Source organism: Acinetobacter sp. CAU_H_S170_2 (assembly GCF_058890445.1).
In genome coordinates this window covers 1,106,227-1,124,483 of the sequence record NZ_JBZYAE010000001.1, presented here as the reverse complement: position 1 = coordinate 1,124,483, position 18,257 = coordinate 1,106,227, and the positions used below count along the sequence as shown (strand labels likewise).

Here is an 18,257-nt window from a genome sequence, read left to right as displayed (position 1 = left end):
AAGAACAATGAAGCGCTTTGGGCTTATCGCTTTGGTGCTGAGTGTATTGGTGATCGGTGTGGTGATATGGTTGGGCCTTGGCTCATCATATGCCACATCGGGTCAAACTCAGGCATCCTCACCGTCCCTTACAGAGACTGCTCAACCCAGCAGTTTGCAAGAGAAGCTTGCCGCTGCAAACAATGACGAGTCAAAAATGCAGCAACAACAGCAACAAGAATCCATCCAACAAATCATTCAACATTTTCAAAAAAATCCGGGCAATATCACACAATTCTTAAACCAGTTACAGCAAAACTGCCCTGATACCAACTGTCAGGCGTTATTAAAACAGGTACTGGCCGAATATCCAGATCAACAGTTTGCCCAGACTTTAAAACAATTGATAGAACGCCTACCACTGTACGAAAAAGAAATGCAAGCTAAAACCATGTCCACACAAATGACACCGCAACAGCGTTATCAGGAGATTTGGAACTTACGCGAACAGACTTTAGGTAAGCAAGAAACACAACTCGGCTTTGCTGAAGAAAAAGAGTTTGCCAGCTATCAGTTTGCTTATGGTGAGCTCTTGAGCCGCGCACTACACATGACCTTACAACAACGGCTGAGTGAACTTTCACAACTACAGCAACAATATAAAAACCCGAGCAAAAATATTGATGGTCAAAGTGGTAGTTATGATAAAGCCCTTAAATTGGCTTTAATTGGCGTCACCGACCCAATACAACAGCAAGAAATTACCCAACAAATTCGTAACAGCTACTTTTCAGGCAAAGAAGCGGCGCAGTTGGCTGAACGCGAACAACAAGTCGCTCGACAACAACAACAGATCGCCAGTTATCAATCTGAACTTGCTGCTCTCAACCAAGAAATGAACCAGCAAAAACAAAACTTAGCTGAAATTGCATGGCAGCAGCAATATCAACTCCGTCTAGAACAACTGAGGCAAAAGCACTTTAACTAGTGGCTTAAACGTTCATCATTCTCCACATCAAACAAAGACAGCTAAAGCAAGGTGATATACCTCATGTTGCTTTAGCATGTCCTTATAAATTGCAATTCCACAATGTTTTGAGTTCGCATCAGTGATGCGTAAAATAAAGACCATTGCAACAAAGATATTAACAAGTTATTACTTTTCAATACTTTAAAAATAATTCCAATAACTTTTCAATTGAAGTCCCTCGATAGTCCGCATTGAATACTTCTTTTGATCGATCCGAGACCATTGCAACAGTAGTGTAAAATGTAAACATGCTCTCAATTTAATAAATTTAATCTTTTCATTTACTTAACAAATCCATCTTTCATTTATCGGAATCTATTTGCAAAAAGTTCCAAAATGGATTATTTTTCAACCAATTTTAAAGCATTCTTTAATGCTTATTTTCTGGCTGTACTCCCCCTGTTTAATCACCTTATTTCTTTTAAAGGTTATGACATGCTTAAAATGATTGATGTTCTCGATCAACGTCTGGTGCAAAACTTTACTCAAGCTTTGCAGTCTCCTACCCCACAATTTGAAGAGCAACTGGATCAAGGTATTCTCAATGCATCAGACCTTGAATTAAATCATGCTGTTACTGCATTTTTTAATGAAGTTAATGCGATTGAAGCTGCTCAAGCGTTGGATATTAGCGCTGACCGTATTCAAGCCCTGCAGTTAGGTGCATCGTTTAAAGATGAACAATATTTAGCTGATCTAAAGAAAATTGTGACACTTTGTCTTGCACTTGAAACAGATGCTTTAGAGCAAGTTGAAGTGTTTGACAGCTTACAAGACTATCCTATGTAAACTTGCAAGCCCTTAAAAAAGCGACTATTACAGTCGCTTTTTTACATTCAAAATGAATGATTTAGTTATGCAATCTTCATATAAGAAGAAATTATTCTATGCTTTTTTAAAGTTATTCTATACTCCAAAAACTACAGAAAGCTCAACATACTTATTAAAATTCAGACACTTAAATCAAGATTATCTACTTATTTCAATTTAGTATTTTGTTATCCATTTTTCTTTTTTTATTTTTCGCATACATCAGGTTAAAAGAACTCACAAATGAACTTATTTAAATGATGCAAAATGAAAAACTTTAAACTACTGAGCACTTCACTGATTTTAGGTTTGATCGGCACTTATACCCATGCCGCTGTTCCAAACACGCTCAAACTCGATTATGCCTACTACGCACCAACCAGCCTTGTGGTGAAAGAACAAAAACTGTTAGAAAAAGCCTTACCTAAAACTGAAATTAAATGGGTGTTTAGCCAAGGCAGTAACCGCTCGCTGGAATATTTAAATAGCGGCAGTGTCGATTTTGCTTCAACCGCTGGACTTGCAGCCGTACTCAGTCGTGCCAACGGCAGTCCAATCAAGACCGTTTATATCCAAAGCCAACCTGAATGGACTGCTTTGGTGGTTGCTAAAAACTCCCAAATTAAAAGCCTAAAAGACTTAAAAGGAAAAAAAATTGCCGCAACCAAAGGCACAGATCCATTTCTATTTACCTTACAAGCGCTGGATACAGTGGGTCTAAATAAACGTGATGTTCAACTGGTTCATTTACAACATCCAGATGGAAAAACAGCTTTAGAACGTGGTCAAGTCGATGCTTGGGCAGGCTTAGATCCATTGATGGCATCGGCACAAGTGCAATCTGGCGCAAAACTGTTGTATCGAAATATTGGGTTTAACAGCTATAGCGTACTCAGTGTCAAAGAGTCTTTTACTCAGCAAAGTCCCGAAGCCATTGAAGCAGTGATTAAAGCTTATGAGCAAGCACGTAAATGGGCCAAAGCTAATCCAGAGAAATTGGCGGAGTTACTGGCACGTGAGTCCAAACTTCCGTTGAATGTCGCAAAATTACAATTAAGCCGTACCAACTTTGATCAAAACATTCCGTCAGCCAAACAGATTGCCGAATTACAAAAGTCTGGCGGCATTTTAAATGAAGAAGACTTAGTCCGTAAAGGCACCAATGTTAATCAAATCGTGACTCAGTTGTTTAAACCACAATATGCACAAAAGGTTGTAAGCAAATAATGACCAAGTCAGTCGCGAGCTCTTTCAGCCCTATTGTAGTGAAAAAGAGTTCCTCATTTCAGTTGAAATTGAAGAGTGTTCTCAAAGCGATCACCCTTCCAGTGCTCTTACTGATTGCTTGTGAATATCTGGTCCGTGCAGGTTTTATTGAACCTTATTTATTGCCTGCCCCCAGTAGTCTATGGCAAACCTTTCTAGATTTATGGCAGGCAGATTTATGGATGCATGTCTGGACCAGTACATGGAGAGTGTTTTTAGGCTTTTTTATTGGGAGTGCCCTGGCTTTAATATTTGCGATTTTGGTGGGACTCAATAAACAGGTTGAAGCGTTTTTAGAACCCAGTTTTTCAGCGATTAAATCCATCCCGAGTTTAGCTTGGATTCCTCTACTTTTACTGTGGCTGGGAATTGATGAAGCATCGAAGATTACCTTGATTGCGATTGGCGCATTTTTTCCGACTTATACCAACACGGTCGCGGCTATTAAAGGTGTCGATCGTAAGCTCATCGAAGTTGCACAAGTCTATCGGCTGAAATACTGGCAGCAAGTACAACAGATTATTTTGCCTGCAGCGTCTCCGGGGATCTTAACGGGACTGCGCAACAGTTTAAGTTTGGCATGGATGTTTATGATTGCCGCAGAGCTCATTGCAGCAACACAAGGCATTGGCTACTTACTGAGTGATGGCCGAGAAACTTCACGCCCCGATATTGTGATCTTAGCAATTATTCTTCTAGCCGTGCTCGGAAAACTCAGTGATAGCATCATGAAGGCCATTGAGACTTGGCTCCTGCGTTGGCGTGACGTATTTGGAACATAAGGTAGAAAAAATAAAAGCGCATCGAATGCGCTTTTATTTTGGAGGGAACAATGAAATTATTGTGTCCACTGCCCTAATGTAACGCGGTCATTCCCACCATAATCTTTCACAGTCCGGACTTGTTTATAGCCCGCCTCTTTAAAGATTTTCTGTACAGCGTCAGCTTGATCATAACCATGCTCAAGCACCACCCAACCATCGAGGGTTAAATGCTTTTTGCCTTGCTGGATAATGACTTTTAAATCAGCCAAACCATGATCCGCAGCAACTAGAGCACGTTCAGGCTCAGTTGCTAAGTCTTGCATGTGAGCATCATCGGCATCGATGTACGGCGGGTTCGAGACAATCACATCAAAAAACTTTCGATTTAGCGGTGCAAACCAACTGCCACACACAAAAGTCACATCATTTAAGTCATGCTTTTCTGCATTTTGCTGCGCAACGGCTAAAGTTGGCTCATAAATATCGGTCGCCGTGATGTCCCATGTGTCCCGTTCACAGGCCAACGAAAGCGCAACCGCACCCGTCCCCGTACCTAAATCGACAATTCGGGCATCTTCAGGTAAGTCTAAACGTAATACAGTTTCTACCAGTACCTCGGTATCTGGACGTGGTACTAAAGTGTCAGGAGTGACAATCAGATCCAATGTCCAAAACGGCTGTGAACCTGTCACATAGGCCAAAGGTTCACCTGCTTCGATTCGTGCCAAAGCAGTAACATATGCTTGCTCTTGTTCATCGGTCAGCACTTGATCTTTTTTCATAACCAAATCGAAAGAATCAATTTTGGTAATGTGTTCCAACAACCATGCGTTCTCTTGACGTTCGTAACTCTCGGCTTCACCACGTAAAGCCAAAGCTTGGGCAATATTCATTATCCACCATTCTGCTGTGCAAGCATCGCAAGCTGATCTGCTTGATATTCACGATGTAAGCTATCTAATAGTTCAGTTAAATCGCCTTCCATAACTGCGTCTAACTTGTATAAAGTTAAGTTAATACGGTGATCGGTCATACGACCTTGCGGGTAGTTATAGGTACGGATACGTTCTGAACGATCGCCCGAGCCAACCAAGTCACGGCGCATTTCAGAAGTTGCTGCATCAGCTGCTGCACGTTTTGCACTTTCCAAGCGTGAAGCAAGTAAAGCCATCGCTTTGGCTTTGTTCTTATGTTGTGAACGTTCTTCCTGACATTCCACCACGGTTCCTGTTGGAATGTGGGTAATACGCACAGCCGAATCGGTTTTGTTGATGTGCTGACCACCCGCACCTGAGGCACGGTAGGTATCAATACGTAAGTCTGATGCATTAATCTCGACCGTTGTATCGACATCAATTTCAGGCAAAATCGCAACGGTACACGCCGAAGTATGCACACGACCTTGAGACTCTGTTGCAGGTACACGTTGTACACGATGCGCGCCACTTTCAAACTTCAAGCGGCCGTAAACGCCTTCACCATTCACCAAGCAAATGATTTCTTTATAACCACCGTGTTCGCCTTCATTTTCAGACAACACTTCAATACGCCAGCCTTGTGATTCAGCGTACTTACTATACATGCGGTATAAGTCACCCGAGAAAATAGCGGCTTCATCACCACCTGTTCCCGCTCGAATTTCCAAATATGCAGAGTTCGCATCATTTGGATCTTTCGGAATCATTAAGATATTTAAATCAGCTTCTAAAGACGCAATAATAGCTTTATTTTCTTTAATTTCTTCAACAGCCATTTCCTTAAAATCAGGATCTGACAGCATCGCTTCAGCCGTTTCAATATCAGCTTCTGCTTGTTTGTACTTGGTCCACACTTCTGCGATTTCACTTAAATCACTATGTTCACGTGACAACTGACGAAAGCGTTTGTTATCCGAAATGACTTCTACATCTGCAAGTAATGCTGTTAATTCTTCGTGACGGTCAGAAAGTTGATCTAATCGTAAACGTAACGATTCTTTCATTAGGAAAATATCTCAATATAAAGGCTGCAATACAGTTTCACAGCACCAAAAAATTTGCGCTTAGTTTAACGGCTCTATCACGCAAAGAACATCTTTATTCAATCCTGAGCGACGTTTACTTTATACGCCTCAGTAGATTGATACACTTTTAAAGCGTGTTTATGCACTTACTAACGCTTAAAAAATGCAAAACAGCTTATTTCATATACATTTTTTAAATAGGTCATTTCAGCTCAAAATTCAGAGTGTGAACTGCATCACTCCTAGGTTTATCCACATTTGCACGGTTTTGGATAAATTTCATTCTGCTTATTCACATTTGTAATAAAACTGATACAAACAAGAAACCAACGGGTTTCAATTTAGTTTTAACTCTCCACAATTAACTGGAATCTTTTTGTTACATTAGCCACATCGAAAAAAGTAAGACAGTTCAACCAATGTTGGACATGGAGAAACACATGAAACTTAATACACTCTTAATTTCAGCAACATTAGCAACGGCATCTATGTTTACTGCAACTGCGTATGCAGACAGCACAACTCGCGTTGCAGCAGCCAGTGCTTTAGGTAGTGTTGCAGGGACAGCAATTGGTAAAAACATGGGCGGCACAACTGGTGCAACTATTGGCGCAGCACTTGGTGGTGCAGGTGGTGCAGCAGTTGCAAGTGACAAACGTCATCGTACTGAATCTGCTATTGGCGGTGCGATCGGTGGTGGTGCGGGCTATACCGTAGGTAAAAGCATGGGCGGAACCAATGGTGGCTACGTGGGTTCTGCATTAGGTGCAGCGGGCGGTGCAGCACTCGGCAACAAAATCTCAAAAGATAAACAGTATGACTCTTACCATGGTAAAAAATGGAAGAAAAAACATAAACACCATTAATTAGCTGCATCGTAAAGATGTCATTGAAAGCACCTTCGGGTGCTTTTTTATGGCACAGATTTAGACGCAACAACACATCAGCCAAACTGGTAGAAAATACGAAGAGTCGTTACACAGCACTTACCAAAGCAACGGTTTCGATAAAATTTCTCTTCATTATTCTTCCCACTTGTTTCGCTAAAGTGAAATCAAGACAAAATAGACATGCTCTTAGGAGTTTAAAAATGAAAATTAAATCAATTTTAATGAGTACCGTAATTGCAGCTTCAGCATTAACGATGACCACAACATATGCAGGTAATACAACCAATACTGCACTAACATCTGCATTAGGTGGTGTTGTCGGTGCCGCGATTGGTAACCAAATGGGTGGACAAACAGGCGCGATGATTGGTTCTGCCATTGGTGGTGGTGCAGGTGCAGCTGCTTCAGCCAACAAACGTGACCGTAATGGTGCAATCATTGGTGGAGCACTCGGTGGTGCTGGTGGTTATACCGTAGGTAAAAACATGGGCGGTACCAATGGTGGGTATATTGGCGCAGGTCTAGGTTCAGCGGGTGGTGCAGTTCTGGGTAAAAAAGTCTCTGAAGACCGTCGTTATGATGACGAATATGACCGCCGTTACGACGACCGTTATGATCGTCGTTATGACAGCCGTGGCTACCGTAATAGCAATTATAAATATAATGGTCGCAACTACCGTGGTGACAATGGCCGTCACTTGGGCTGGTACAAAAACGGGAAACGTTAAGCACCGCATAAAACATTTTCAAATAAAAGAGCACCTTCGGGTGCTTTTTATTTATCTGACAACTACACTCAAAAAAATACTACATTGTTATGCTAAATACAGTAATCCCCTTTTTTTGTTTTAAATGCATATGTGGCTAGTGCGGTTCAACGATATTGAATAGATATTTAGTTTCATTTTTAAATCAACACCTTATATAAAACAACTACAATATCGAATAAAATCGATATACAAAATAGCAGTTATATCGTATTATTTCGATATATGAAACGAAACTGAGAACTAGAATGCGCACGTTGTCCGAGACTCAATTTTCTATTTTAGAATTAGCTCCTGTCCGCGAAGATCAAACTGTACAACTCACTCTACAACATAGCTTAAAATTGGCTCAACAAGCTGAGCATTTAGGCTATAGCCGTCTTTGGCTTGCAGAACATCATAATATGGATGGTATTGCCAGCTCTGCAACTGCGGTACTACTTGGCTATTTACTCGCGAATACCTCAACCTTAAAAGTGGGTTCAGGCGGCATCATGCTCCCGAACCATGCCCCGCTGATCGTAGCGGAGCAATTCGGTACGCTTGCGACACTCTATCCAAACCGGATCGAATTAGGTTTAGGTCGAGCACCAGGTACAGACCAAGTGACCATGCGAGCACTTCGCCGTGGCCGTCAAGAAACTGAAGATCAGTTCCCACAAGATGTCTTAGAAATTCTGCATTACTTTAAAGACGCTGAGCCGAATCAGCGCATCATTGCAACTCCAGGGCAAGGGACACATGTGCCTGTATGGCTACTCGGTTCAAGTTTATTTAGTGCACAACTGGCTGCAAAACTCGGTCTTCCCTACTCTTTTGCATCACACTTTGCACCGCGTATGCTGAAACAAGCGATTCAGCTCTATCGTGAAAACTTTGAACCCTCCGAATACTTATCGAAACCTTATGTATCTATGGGTGTCCCGACGGTCGTTGCTGAAACCGATGCTGAAGCTGAATATCTAGCGACTAGTGCCTACCAACGTGTTTTAGGTCTCATGCGCGGTCAAAGTTTAAAGTTAAAAGCACCGATTGCCAGTATGGACGGTCTATGGTCACCTGCGGAAAAAATGTCAGTAGACAGTTTTTATGCCATGGCCCAAATCGGTTCCAATGGCACGGTGAAAGAAGGCTTAAAACAGCTTCTTTTAGAATATGATGTCGATGAATTTATTTTCACCTGTGACATCTATGACACGGACAAGCGTTTAGAAAACTTTGAACGTCTCATGCAGATCAAAAATAACTAAGTACAAATGAAGTGAATCGCCTTATGCGTATTAATGCATACCCATAAGGCGACGTGCATAAATGAATAACCAAAATCTTAGCCGATACTTAAAAAATCCTTAAAGCCCTGCAAAACTGCTGCTATGTCTAGACTAAAGTTAGCGTGACTGCTCAGACAATTTATCACTTTGCTTTTTTAGAGCAAAAGCACTAAAAATAATAAATTAAGGAAAGACGATAAAAAACAATTAAGGATCAAGCATGGTCAATTTGCATTCAACTGACAACGTATCTGGTTTATTTCAAAACCATCCCGAATATTTTCAGCATTTTAAAGGGCAATTGATTACTGCTTCAGAAATTAAACAACATGCTTTTACTGAACAACGTGTCGCAATTATTGGTACCAACCAGCATACAGTAACTGCCCTTGAATCGATTTGTCAGGTCGCTCAATCGGTCTATGTTTTTCAAAATGCGCCACAATTTATCTTGCCAAAAACAGAGCGTGGAATTCAGCGCTTAATTCAACATCCACTGGTTATTAAGAACCGACGCCTATTTAACACACGTATCAAATGCCTACTGGCTTTACGCTTCTTAGAAACCCAAGTTCAAGACCCATGGCTTAGACACCAACTCAAACCTAACTCCGCTGCCGATAAACTTAAATTTTTTAAGTCCGATCATTATTATCATGCCTTACAGCGCGACAACTGTAAGCTAATCACTTGGCCGATCGTCAAAATTCGAGAACATGATATTCAAAGTTTAGATGGAGCTGAATATCCCGTCGATGTGATCATTACCACCTATAGCCATTAACCATATAGGGTAAGTTTCCCTACTTACCCGTTGTTTATTTCGTCACACCTGTATACCGATAGCCTGTATTTGAACGCTGATAACGTAAGTACTTTCCAGTCGGTCGACTGTTTTGATCCAATAAAGTGATATCAAGCTTGTTTAAGTCTTTTGAAACACGAATATATGAACCGCGCTGCTCTTCGTCACAATGACAGTCATAATCTACTTCAATTGAACTTAACTGCTGTTTTTTGGTCTGAAAAACTGGTGTTGCTGTCAAAGCTTGGGCATGCATTTTAAAGGCTTGAATTTGATAGAGACCGTGACAACTATCGCCATTGTAATAACTTTGAATCAGATAAATCGGCTGTGCACCCCATTTCACTTGATCAATCTTTAAAATATAGCCTGTTTCTAAAGGCTGAAGTTTAGTGGAATTGCTCGATTTCATCTGCACATAGGATGAAAATTCACCCATGGTACCGCCACCACCTACATCAAAGGTATAGAATTTAAGCAGTTGGTCCGGTGAGGCATTAATCTTTAGTCTAAGATTCTCAGTCAATTTGGGGAAAGAATAAGCATAACTTTCTGCATTTTCACGGATTAAATCAACCACATCACTTTCGATCTGTTGATTCACTGCATAAAAATCTAGCGCTGCATATTTTTGATCAATCACCTGCTCAGCCTGCTGAATTGATATATTTTGCGCATATACAGCCATATTAAAATGAGCAAAACAAAATACACCTAATAGGCATTTTGATATTATTTTCATTTGATCTAATCTGTATTTTTATATTGATCAACATTATAAAGCATCATCAATATGACGCTTTATAATGTAATGACAATATCAACCAATGCGACGTTTTAAACCCGTCATTTGGAGTACACGAGTTGAAATTTCTTCAATCGACATTTCCGAGACATTTAAGTATTTAATCCCTTCAGAGATATAAATCCCTTCAATTGCACGAAGCTCCATTTGGCACTGGCTGAAGCTTGCATAACGGCTATTGGCTTTACGTTCAGAGCGAATAGCAACAAGACGTTCAGCATCAATCATCAAACCAAAAAGCTTCTGTTTATGCGCGCGAAGTACCGCAGGTAAACGGTTGTCATCCAAGTCTTCTTCAGTCAATGGATAGTTTGCAACACGAATCCCAAACTGTAATGACAAATAAATTGACGTCGGTGTTTTACCCGAACGTGACACCCCAATCAGAATCAGATCGGCCTTGTCATAGTGGCGTGTACGTGCACCGTCATCGTTATCTAAAGCAAAATGCACCGCATCAATACGTGCTTTATAAGACTCCGAATCGGTCACCGCATGGGTCTGTCCGACTAAAGTTGTAGGCGGTGTTCCCAGCTCCTCAGACAATTTACTAATAAGCCCTTCAAATACATCAAGATTTATAGCATTTGCAGTATTAATAATGTCACGCACGTACGGGTCAACTAAAGTGTCAAAAACCAGTGGCTTTTGTCCGTCTTGTTGTGCCCTTAAATTGATCTCAGCAACCACATTTGTAGCAGCTTCTTCAGAGCTAATATAAGGAATAATATGAATGTCAAAGTCAACATTTGGAAACTGCGCCAATAGCGAGTGCCCAAGGGTTTCAGCGGTAATTGCAGTACCATCAGATACAAAAAAAACGCTCCGCTTAAATTGTTTACTTCCTGACATTAAAATTCTCCTCAAAAATTTGTCTTAGTGCTATATAATCTTTATAGTAAACCGATCTTACATGACTGTCGCTTAGTAAAATCAAAAAGCTAAGTAGATTTGTTATAATCTGATGCCAAGATAGTGATTAAATACTGCAAAAGTGGAGTAACAACTTTGGAAGCGCGCGTAATTGGTCTAGAAAAATTAGGGAAACACGACGTTGAACTTGTAGGTGGGAAAAACTCATCTTTAGGTGAAATGATCAGCCACCTATCAAATGCAGGTGTATCTGTACCAGGTGGCTTTGCTACTACAGCTCAAGCATATCGTGAATTTCTCGAGCAAAGTGGCCTAAACGCTAAAATCAATGCAGAGTTAAAAGTCCTCAATGTTGATGATGTAAATGCTCTTGCTGAAACAGGCGCGAAAATTCGCCAATGGATTGTAGATACTCCACTTACGGCAGAACTCGAACAAGAAGTTCGTAAAGCATTTGCAGAGCTTTCAAACGGCAACCCAGACATCGCGGTTGCCGTTCGTTCTTCTGCGACAGCAGAAGATTTACCAGATGCTTCTTTTGCAGGGCAACAAGAAACCTTCTTAAACATTCGCGGTATCGACAACGTATTGATCGCGATCAAAGAAGTATTTGCATCACTGTATAACGACCGTGCAATTTCTTACCGCGTACACCAAAACTTTGCGCATGATGTTGTGGCTTTATCTGCTGGTATTCAGCGTATGGTTCGCTCTGAAACTGGTGCAGCAGGTGTAATGTTTACACTCGACACTGAATCAGGTTTCCGTGACGTAGTCTTCATCACTGCATCTTATGGTTTGGGTGAAATGGTTGTTCAAGGTGCTGTAAACCCTGACGAATTCTACCTTTCTAAACCTCTTTTAAATGCAGGCAAGCACGCTGTACTCCGCCGTAATCTGGGTTCTAAACACCAAAAAATGATTTATGGTGAAGAAGCATCTGCAGGTAAATCAGTTGTTGTGGTTGATGTTGAAAAACAAGAGCGTCAACAATTCGCATTAAACGACCACGAACTACAAGAACTTGCAAAACAAGCGCTGATCATTGAAAACCATTATGGTTCTCCAATGGACATCGAGTGGGCAAAAGATGGCGATGACGGTCAAATTTATATCGTTCAAGCGCGCCCTGAAACTGTGAAGAGCCGTGAAAATGTCGGCACCATGGAACGCTACCTTTTAAAACAAAAAGGTACTGTGATTTGTGAAGGTCGTTCAATCGGTCAACGTATCGGTTCTGGTAAAGTCCGTATTGTTACATCTATTAAAGAAATGGACAAAGTACAAGATGGTGACGTGCTTGTATCTGACATGACTGACCCAGACTGGGAACCAGTAATGAAGCGTGCCGCTGCAATTGTCACTAACCGTGGTGGTCGTACTTGTCACGCAGCGATTATTGCGCGTGAATTGGGTGTTCCAGCAATCGTTGGTTGCGGTAATGCAACTGAAGTTCTAGTAGACGGTCAGGAAGTGACTGTTTCATGTGCAGAAGGTGATACAGGTTTCATCTACGAAGGCTCTTTAGATTTCGAGATTCAAACCAACTCTATCGAATCGATGCCAGAGCTTCCGTTCAAAGTTATGATGAACGTCGGTAACCCTGACCGCGCATTTGACTTTGCACAAATTCCAAATGAAGGGATTGGTCTTGCACGTCTTGAGTTCATCATTAACCGTATGATCGGTGTCCACCCTAAAGCATTGTTGAACATTGACAGCTTGCCACGTGAAACTCGTGCTGCGGTGATGGCACGTACAGCGGGTTATGCATCGCCAATCGAGTTCTATGTTGAAAAACTGGTTGAAGGTATTTCTACCCTTGCTGCAGCATTTGCAGACAAACCTGTGATCGTTCGTATGTCTGATTTTAAGTCAAATGAATACGCAAACTTGATCGGTGGTAAGTTATACGAACCTGAAGAAGAAAACCCAATGTTGGGCTTCCGTGGTGCAAGCCGTTATGTGTCTGACAACTTCCGTGACTGCTTCGAATTAGAATGCCGCGCGTTGAAAAAAGCACGTGACGAAATGGGCTTAACCAATATTCAAATCATGATTCCTTTCGTACGTACTGTACATGAAGCGAAACGTGTAATTGAATTATTGGCGTTAAACGGCCTGAAACGTGGTGAAAATGGTCTGAAAGTGATCATGATGTGTGAGTTACCAACAAACGCATTATTGGCTGAACAGTTCCTGGAACACTTTGATGGCTTCTCTATCGGTTCGAACGATTTAACCCAGTTAACACTTGGTCTAGACCGCGACTCTGGTATTGTGTCTCACCTATTTGATGAGCGTGATCCAGCAGTAAAAGCGCTTCTTTCTATGGCAATTCATGCATGCCGTAAAGCAGGTAAATATGTGGGTATCTGTGGTCAAGGCCCATCAGATCACCCAGATCTTGCGCAATGGCTGATGGAACAAGGTATCGAATCTGTATCACTTAACCCTGACTCAGTATTAGACACTTGGTTCTTCCTTGCTGAAGAGAAAGTTCAAAAAGCTTAACTTTTTGATCCGATAAAAAAGACCCTTTCAAGGGTCTTTTTTTATATCCACTCTTTCAACGCATTCGCATTGAAACAAACGTTTTTATACAAAAACTTAGACTAAGTCTGGCATTCATGCACCAACATCTTGATTGAGAAGAGATCGCATTGCGATAAAGCTAGAAGAAGCAGCATAATCCTTGCTACACTGTCCTGCATTTTGTGTAGTTTTGGTTAATTTTAGCTTGAAATTCTCTAGACTATCCGCATGTTTTATCATAGATTTTTTATTTGTTTTTAATCTAAAAACAAATACATTTATTATTTTAATATCCCAATTTATATTTTGAGATTAAGTTTATATGCAGATTTACTTGGCACGAAATAATCAACAAGCCGGTCCATATACCTTAGAGCAATTGAATCAGATGCTCGCAAGCCAACAAGTTTTATTGACGGATTTAGTTTGGCATCAGGGTATGCCTGAATGGAAAGCTTTAGGTGAACTCACCCAAGGAAAACTGGCGTATGAACCTGTAGGTTATCTACCTCAGCCCCCTATTCCTGAGCCAATACATACGCCAAATCAATTTTCACAGCCAAACCACACAGCGGCGAAAGTTGCTCAACCTGAACTGGCATCAATAGGCACACGTGTCTTAGCCAAAGTCATTGATTTACTTCTTTGGCTCCCTGCCGCTGCGATTCCCTCGTTCTTTTTACAAGCAGATAAATTTGGTGAACTCACTGAAATTCAGCAAAAAATGCAAGCTGCCACCACAGCAACACAGGCCAGTGAACTGCAAGCACAACTGTTCAGTTTGATTCCAACTGAAGCATGGACCACCATGGGCATTTACCTGCTGATTATGCTCGGTATACAGGCCTTTTTCTTAGCAAAAAATGGTCAAAGTATTGGTAAAAAAATCACCAAAATTAAAATTGTAGACGTTGAAACCAACGAAAAAGTCAGCCTTTTACGTGTATTCACATTACGCAGTGTTGTCTTTATTGTACTCAATATGCTGTTCATGCCGTTTATTACCATCGCCGATCACGTCTTTGGTTTAACTGCAAAGCGTCAAACTTTGCACGATAAGCTGGCGAAAACTAAGGTCATTAAGCACTAATTTGAGCATATTTAAGCTGAGGTTTGGCTCACCTCAGTTTTCTGCAGTTTATTGATATTCAAAATAAATCCCTAAATAATTTATAAAATTCCGAGTGAAAAAATCGGTTTTTATAACAGTTATTTAAAGCACCTTTACGTATAGCTTAGTTTGTCGATATGAGGCATAATGCCCTACAACGTAGCGGTGTCTTATGATTGAGAAGTGTTTTAGACTTAAAAAGAAACTTTTCAACCATGCGACACTTTAATCGCTATCCCAATTTTATTAGGGAATGGGACTCTTCACCGAGGTTGTAAAATGAGACAAACGATTTTAGCTGTATTGTCTTTATCTGCGATCGCCGCGCTCTTAACTGGGTGTGGTGGTGATATGGTACTTCTAAACTCAAAAGGTCCAGTTGCACAAGGTCAATCTGACTTAATGATGACTGCGATCTATTTAATGCTATTGGTGGTTATTCCATCAGTCGTAATGGCATTATGGTTTGGTTGGAAATATCGCGCGTCGAATAAAGATGCAGACTATAAACCTACATGGGCACACTCTACTGCAATTGAAATTGTAGTTTGGGGTATTCCTGTCATTATTATTGGTATTCTGGCTTGGTTAACTTGGTGGGGTTCACACAAGTATGACCCTTACCGCCCGCTCGAATCTGATAAAGCACCTGTAAATATTCAAGTCATTGCAGAACAGTTTAAATGGATCTTCATTTACCCTGATCTTAACATTGCGACGGTTAACGAAATTCGTTTCCCTGAAAAAACTCCAGTTGCACTTAAAATTACCTCTAACTTCACGATGAACTCGTTCTTCATCCCTGCGTTAGGTGGTCAAATTTATGCAATGGCAGGTATGCAAACGCACTTGAATTTGTTAGCAGATGGAACTAGCCCAGCTGAAGGCTACCGCGGTTTCTCTTCGAACTATTCAGGCTACGGCTTCTCGCAAATGCGCTTCCGTGCTCACTCTGTAACTGACGCTCAATTCGCTGAATGGGTTGCTGCAGTTAAAGCAGGTAACGGTACAAGCATTAATCCTAAAGCTGTACAAAAAACAATTTTAGATCAAGCTGAATTTGAGTCTTTACGTGACGGTAACCGTGGTAAACACCAAATTGAAGTTTTGATTTCAAAAGCAAAAACTCCTGAAGAGAAGGCTGCTGCTGAGGCAATGAAGCCTTATCCAACTAAGCCACACCCTGTGACTTACTACTCTTCTGTAGAGGAAGGCTTGTTTAAGTCAGTCATCAGCAAATATATGAGCAACTATCACGGTGCTGATCACTCAGCGACTGCGGGTGCTCACGGGGCTGCTTCATCTGAAGCACATGCCGCTGTTGAACCTGCTTCATCAGTTGTAGGGGAATAAGACATGAGCTTCTTAGGTAAGTTAGGTCCGGACGTTATTCCGCACGATCCAATTGTACTGGTCACAGTTGCAATGATGATCTTAGGTGGTATCGCAGTTGTTGCTGGTATTACCTACTTTAAAAAATGGGGCTACTTGTGGAACGAATGGTTCACATCAGTCGACCATAAAAAAATTGGTATCATGTATCTTTTCGTATCGATCATCATGCTTTTGCGTGGTTTCGCCGATGCGATTATGATGCGTCTTCAACTGTTCCTTGCAAAAGGTGGCGGTGAAGGTTATTTACACCCAGAACACTACGATCAGATCTTCACCGCACACGGTGTAATCATGATCTTCTTCGTAGCAATGGGTCTAGTTGTTGGCTTAATGAACATCTCTGTACCACTTCAAATTGGTGCACGTGATGTTGCCTTCCCATTATTAAACTCTCTAAGCTTCTGGTTATTTGCTGGTGCTGCAGGCTTAATGATGGCATCTCTTGCAATTGGTGAATTCGCTGCAACAGGTTGGATGGCTTATCCTCCTCTTTCAGGTATCGAATACTCTCCAGGCGTGGGGGTGGATTACTATATCTGGGCACTTCAGATTTCAGGTTTAGGTACGCTATTAACGGGTGTTAACTTCTTCGTTACCATCATTAAAATGCGCGCGCCTGGTATGTCACTTATGGACATGCCGATCTTTACTTGGACATCTTTGTGTACAGCTGTATTGATCATTGCGTCATTCCCAGTGTTAACAGCAACAATTGCGATGTTAACGCTTGACCGTTACTTCGGTTTCCACTTCTTTACAAATGACATGGGTGGTAGCCCAATGTTGTATGTAAACTTGATTTGGACATGGGGTCACCCAGAAGTTTACATCTTAGTATTACCAGCATTTGGTATTTACTCTGAAGTTGTATCAACGTTCTCTCGTAAAACGTTGTTCGGTTACAAATCAATGGTGTATGCAACAATTGCGATCACAGTACTTGCGTTCGTAGTATGGCTTCACCACTTCTTCACCATGGGTGCTGGTGCGAACGTGAATGCGTTCTTCGGTATCATGACCATGGTTATTGCGATTCCTACTGGTGTGAAAATCTTCTCTTGGTTATTCACAATGTATAAGGGTCGTATCACCTTCACTACTCCTATGTTATGGACGCTTGGCTTCCTTGTAACATTCGGTATTGGCGGTTTAACTGGTGTATTAATGGCGGTTCCACCTGCGGACTTCCTTGTACACAACTCATTGTTCTTGATTGCTCACTTCCATAACGTAATTATCGGTGGTGTGGTGTTTGGTATGTTTGCCGGCATCATTTTCTACTGGCCGAAAATGTTTGGTTGGAAGCTCAATGAAGCATGGGGTAAAGCTGCGTTCTGGTTCTGGTTCTTCGGTTTCTACTTTGCATTCATGCCACTTTATATCCTTGGTTTCATGGGTATGACTCGTCGTTTGAATACATATGACAACCCTGAATGGGATCCGTACATTGCTATTGCATTCTTCGGTTCTGTGTTAGTCGCGATTGGTATTGCATGTTTCGTTATGCAGATTGTTGTTGGTTACTTACAACGCAACGACAACCTCGACCTTACAGGCGATCCATGGGATGGTCGTACACTTGAATGGGCGACTTCGTCTCCTGCTCCGTTCTACAACTTTGCTCACCTTCCAACAATCAATGGTATTGATACGTTCTGGAATGACAAAGAGAATGGCGTAGCGTATGCGAAACCTACTTCATACGAAGACATTCATATGCCAACGAATCGTGCTGCTGGTGTTGTGATTGCCATGTTCATTACTGTTATGGGCTTTGGTTTAATCTGGCATATCTGGTGGTTAGTTGTTGTGATGTTCATCGCTGCTATTATCAGCTTCATCGCATCTTCGTTTACGAAGAAAGTGGACTACTATGTTCCTGCTGCTGAAGTTGAGCGTATTGAAAATGAACGTTACGCGATTCTTGAAAAACATTTGAAGAAGGACTAAGACA

The 18,257-nt window shown here is 41.4% G+C and carries 16 protein-coding genes; 12 read left to right on the top strand and 4 right to left on the bottom strand.

Annotation, left to right across the window (positions count from 1 at the left end):
- Positions 1–7 precede the first annotated feature (7 nt).
- From AC5EUN_RS05495 to AC5EUN_RS05480, 4 genes are all read left to right on the top strand, one after another.
- Positions 8–967: a hypothetical protein gene (locus AC5EUN_RS05495; RefSeq protein ID WP_010327023.1), complete on the top strand. Its 960-nt coding sequence runs from the start codon at positions 8–10 to the stop codon at positions 965–967.
- Between the two features lie 477 nt (positions 968–1,444).
- Positions 1,445–1,798: a hypothetical protein gene (locus tag AC5EUN_RS05490; protein ID WP_029575052.1), complete on the top strand. Its 354-nt coding sequence runs from the start codon at positions 1,445–1,447 to the stop codon at positions 1,796–1,798.
- A gap of 288 nt (positions 1,799–2,086) precedes the next feature.
- Positions 2,087–3,046: an aliphatic sulfonate ABC transporter substrate-binding protein gene (locus AC5EUN_RS05485; protein WP_094148157.1), complete on the top strand. Its 960-nt coding sequence runs from the start codon at positions 2,087–2,089 to the stop codon at positions 3,044–3,046.
- On the top strand, positions 3,046–3,867 hold the full coding sequence (locus tag AC5EUN_RS05480) for an ABC transporter permease (RefSeq protein ID WP_010327026.1): 822 nt from the start codon (positions 3,046–3,048) through the stop codon (positions 3,865–3,867). The genes AC5EUN_RS05485 and AC5EUN_RS05480 overlap by 1 nt, the downstream gene beginning before the upstream one ends.
- 56 nt (positions 3,868–3,923) lie before the next feature.
- On the opposite strand, the gene prmC is transcribed toward AC5EUN_RS05480, so the two are convergent.
- Positions 3,924–4,742, bottom strand: a complete 819-nt coding sequence (prmC, locus tag AC5EUN_RS05475) for a peptide chain release factor N(5)-glutamine methyltransferase (RefSeq protein WP_010327027.1) — start codon at positions 4,740–4,742, stop codon at positions 3,924–3,926.
- Entirely contained in the window at positions 4,742–5,830 is a 1,089-nt protein-coding gene (gene prfA / locus AC5EUN_RS05470; RefSeq protein ID WP_010327028.1) for a peptide chain release factor 1, read from the bottom strand. Before prfA ends, prmC begins: the two co-directional genes overlap by 1 nt.
- Positions 5,831–6,291: 461 nt before the next feature.
- Between prfA and AC5EUN_RS05465 the strand changes: the two genes are divergently transcribed.
- The 4 genes from AC5EUN_RS05465 to AC5EUN_RS05450 all read left to right on the top strand — a co-directional run bounded on the left by AC5EUN_RS05465 (position 6,292) and on the right by AC5EUN_RS05450 (position 9,563).
- Positions 6,292–6,717 carry a glycine zipper domain-containing protein gene (locus AC5EUN_RS05465; protein WP_010327029.1) on the top strand — a complete coding sequence of 142 codons (426 nt, stop codon included), beginning with the start codon at positions 6,292–6,294 and terminating at the stop codon, positions 6,715–6,717.
- Positions 6,718–6,941: 224 nt separating this feature from the next.
- The gene (locus AC5EUN_RS05460) at positions 6,942–7,469 is read left to right on the top strand and encodes a YMGG-like glycine zipper-containing protein (protein ID WP_010327030.1); all 528 of its coding nucleotides are present in this window, start codon (positions 6,942–6,944) and stop codon (positions 7,467–7,469) included.
- A 287-nt stretch (positions 7,470–7,756) separates the two neighbouring features.
- The gene (locus tag AC5EUN_RS05455) at positions 7,757–8,758 is read left to right on the top strand and encodes an LLM class flavin-dependent oxidoreductase (protein ID WP_010327031.1); all 1,002 of its coding nucleotides are present in this window, start codon (positions 7,757–7,759) and stop codon (positions 8,756–8,758) included.
- 241 nt (positions 8,759–8,999) lie between these two features.
- Positions 9,000–9,563, top strand: coding sequence for an NAD(P)/FAD-dependent oxidoreductase (locus AC5EUN_RS05450; protein ID WP_010327032.1), 564 nt, complete (start codon positions 9,000–9,002; stop codon positions 9,561–9,563).
- A 34-nt stretch (positions 9,564–9,597) separates the two neighbouring features.
- On the opposite strand, the gene AC5EUN_RS05445 is transcribed toward AC5EUN_RS05450, so the two are convergent.
- Both AC5EUN_RS05445 and ppsR read right to left on the bottom strand, forming a co-directional pair.
- Complete coding sequence (locus tag AC5EUN_RS05445; RefSeq protein ID WP_493352186.1) at positions 9,598–10,272, bottom strand: hypothetical protein; 675 nt, start codon at positions 10,270–10,272, stop codon at positions 9,598–9,600.
- A gap of 132 nt (positions 10,273–10,404) precedes the next feature.
- Positions 10,405–11,241, bottom strand: a complete 837-nt coding sequence (ppsR, locus tag AC5EUN_RS05440) for a posphoenolpyruvate synthetase regulatory kinase/phosphorylase PpsR (protein WP_005400687.1) — start codon at positions 11,239–11,241, stop codon at positions 10,405–10,407.
- Between the two features lie 156 nt (positions 11,242–11,397).
- Between ppsR and ppsA the strand changes: the two genes are divergently transcribed.
- From ppsA to cyoB, 4 genes are all read left to right on the top strand, one after another.
- On the top strand, positions 11,398–13,776 hold the full coding sequence (gene ppsA, locus AC5EUN_RS05435; RefSeq protein WP_004982030.1) for a phosphoenolpyruvate synthase: 2,379 nt from the start codon (positions 11,398–11,400) through the stop codon (positions 13,774–13,776).
- A 343-nt stretch (positions 13,777–14,119) separates the two neighbouring features.
- Positions 14,120–14,887 carry an RDD family protein gene (locus AC5EUN_RS05430; RefSeq protein ID WP_010327034.1) on the top strand — a complete coding sequence of 256 codons (768 nt, stop codon included), beginning with the start codon at positions 14,120–14,122 and terminating at the stop codon, positions 14,885–14,887.
- 300 nt (positions 14,888–15,187) lie between these two features.
- On the top strand, positions 15,188–16,261 hold the full coding sequence (gene cyoA, locus AC5EUN_RS05425; protein WP_004696450.1) for a ubiquinol oxidase subunit II: 1,074 nt from the start codon (positions 15,188–15,190) through the stop codon (positions 16,259–16,261).
- A gap of 3 nt (positions 16,262–16,264) precedes the next feature.
- A complete protein-coding gene (cyoB, locus tag AC5EUN_RS05420; RefSeq protein ID WP_004982033.1) occupies positions 16,265–18,253 on the top strand; it encodes a cytochrome o ubiquinol oxidase subunit I in 1,989 nt (662 codons plus the stop codon).
- Positions 18,254–18,257: the final 4 nt, after the last annotated feature.

Coding starts and splice junctions, on each gene's coding strand:
- AC5EUN_RS05465 (WP_010327029.1), top strand. CDS start 6,292: ATGAAACTTAATACACTCTTAATTTCAGCAACATTAGCAACGGCATCT.
- prmC (WP_010327027.1), bottom strand. CDS start 4,742: ATGAATATTGCCCAAGCTTTGGCTTTACGTGGTGAAGCCGAGAGTTAC.
- AC5EUN_RS05430 (WP_010327034.1), top strand. CDS start 14,120: ATGCAGATTTACTTGGCACGAAATAATCAACAAGCCGGTCCATATACC.
- ppsR (WP_005400687.1), bottom strand. CDS start 11,241: ATGTCAGGAAGTAAACAATTTAAGCGGAGCGTTTTTTTTGTATCTGAT.
- AC5EUN_RS05485 (WP_094148157.1), top strand. CDS start 2,087: ATGAAAAACTTTAAACTACTGAGCACTTCACTGATTTTAGGTTTGATC.
- AC5EUN_RS05460 (WP_010327030.1), top strand. CDS start 6,942: ATGAAAATTAAATCAATTTTAATGAGTACCGTAATTGCAGCTTCAGCA.
- AC5EUN_RS05450 (WP_010327032.1), top strand. CDS start 9,000: ATGGTCAATTTGCATTCAACTGACAACGTATCTGGTTTATTTCAAAAC.
- AC5EUN_RS05480 (WP_010327026.1), top strand. CDS start 3,046: ATGACCAAGTCAGTCGCGAGCTCTTTCAGCCCTATTGTAGTGAAAAAG.
- cyoA (WP_004696450.1), top strand. CDS start 15,188: ATGAGACAAACGATTTTAGCTGTATTGTCTTTATCTGCGATCGCCGCG.
- AC5EUN_RS05455 (WP_010327031.1), top strand. CDS start 7,757: ATGCGCACGTTGTCCGAGACTCAATTTTCTATTTTAGAATTAGCTCCT.
- AC5EUN_RS05495 (WP_010327023.1), top strand. CDS start 8: ATGAAGCGCTTTGGGCTTATCGCTTTGGTGCTGAGTGTATTGGTGATC.
- cyoB (WP_004982033.1), top strand. CDS start 16,265: ATGAGCTTCTTAGGTAAGTTAGGTCCGGACGTTATTCCGCACGATCCA.
- AC5EUN_RS05445 (WP_493352186.1), bottom strand. CDS start 10,272: ATGGCTGTATATGCGCAAAATATATCAATTCAGCAGGCTGAGCAGGTG.
- prfA (WP_010327028.1), bottom strand. CDS start 5,830: ATGAAAGAATCGTTACGTTTACGATTAGATCAACTTTCTGACCGTCAC.
- AC5EUN_RS05490 (WP_029575052.1), top strand. CDS start 1,445: ATGCTTAAAATGATTGATGTTCTCGATCAACGTCTGGTGCAAAACTTT.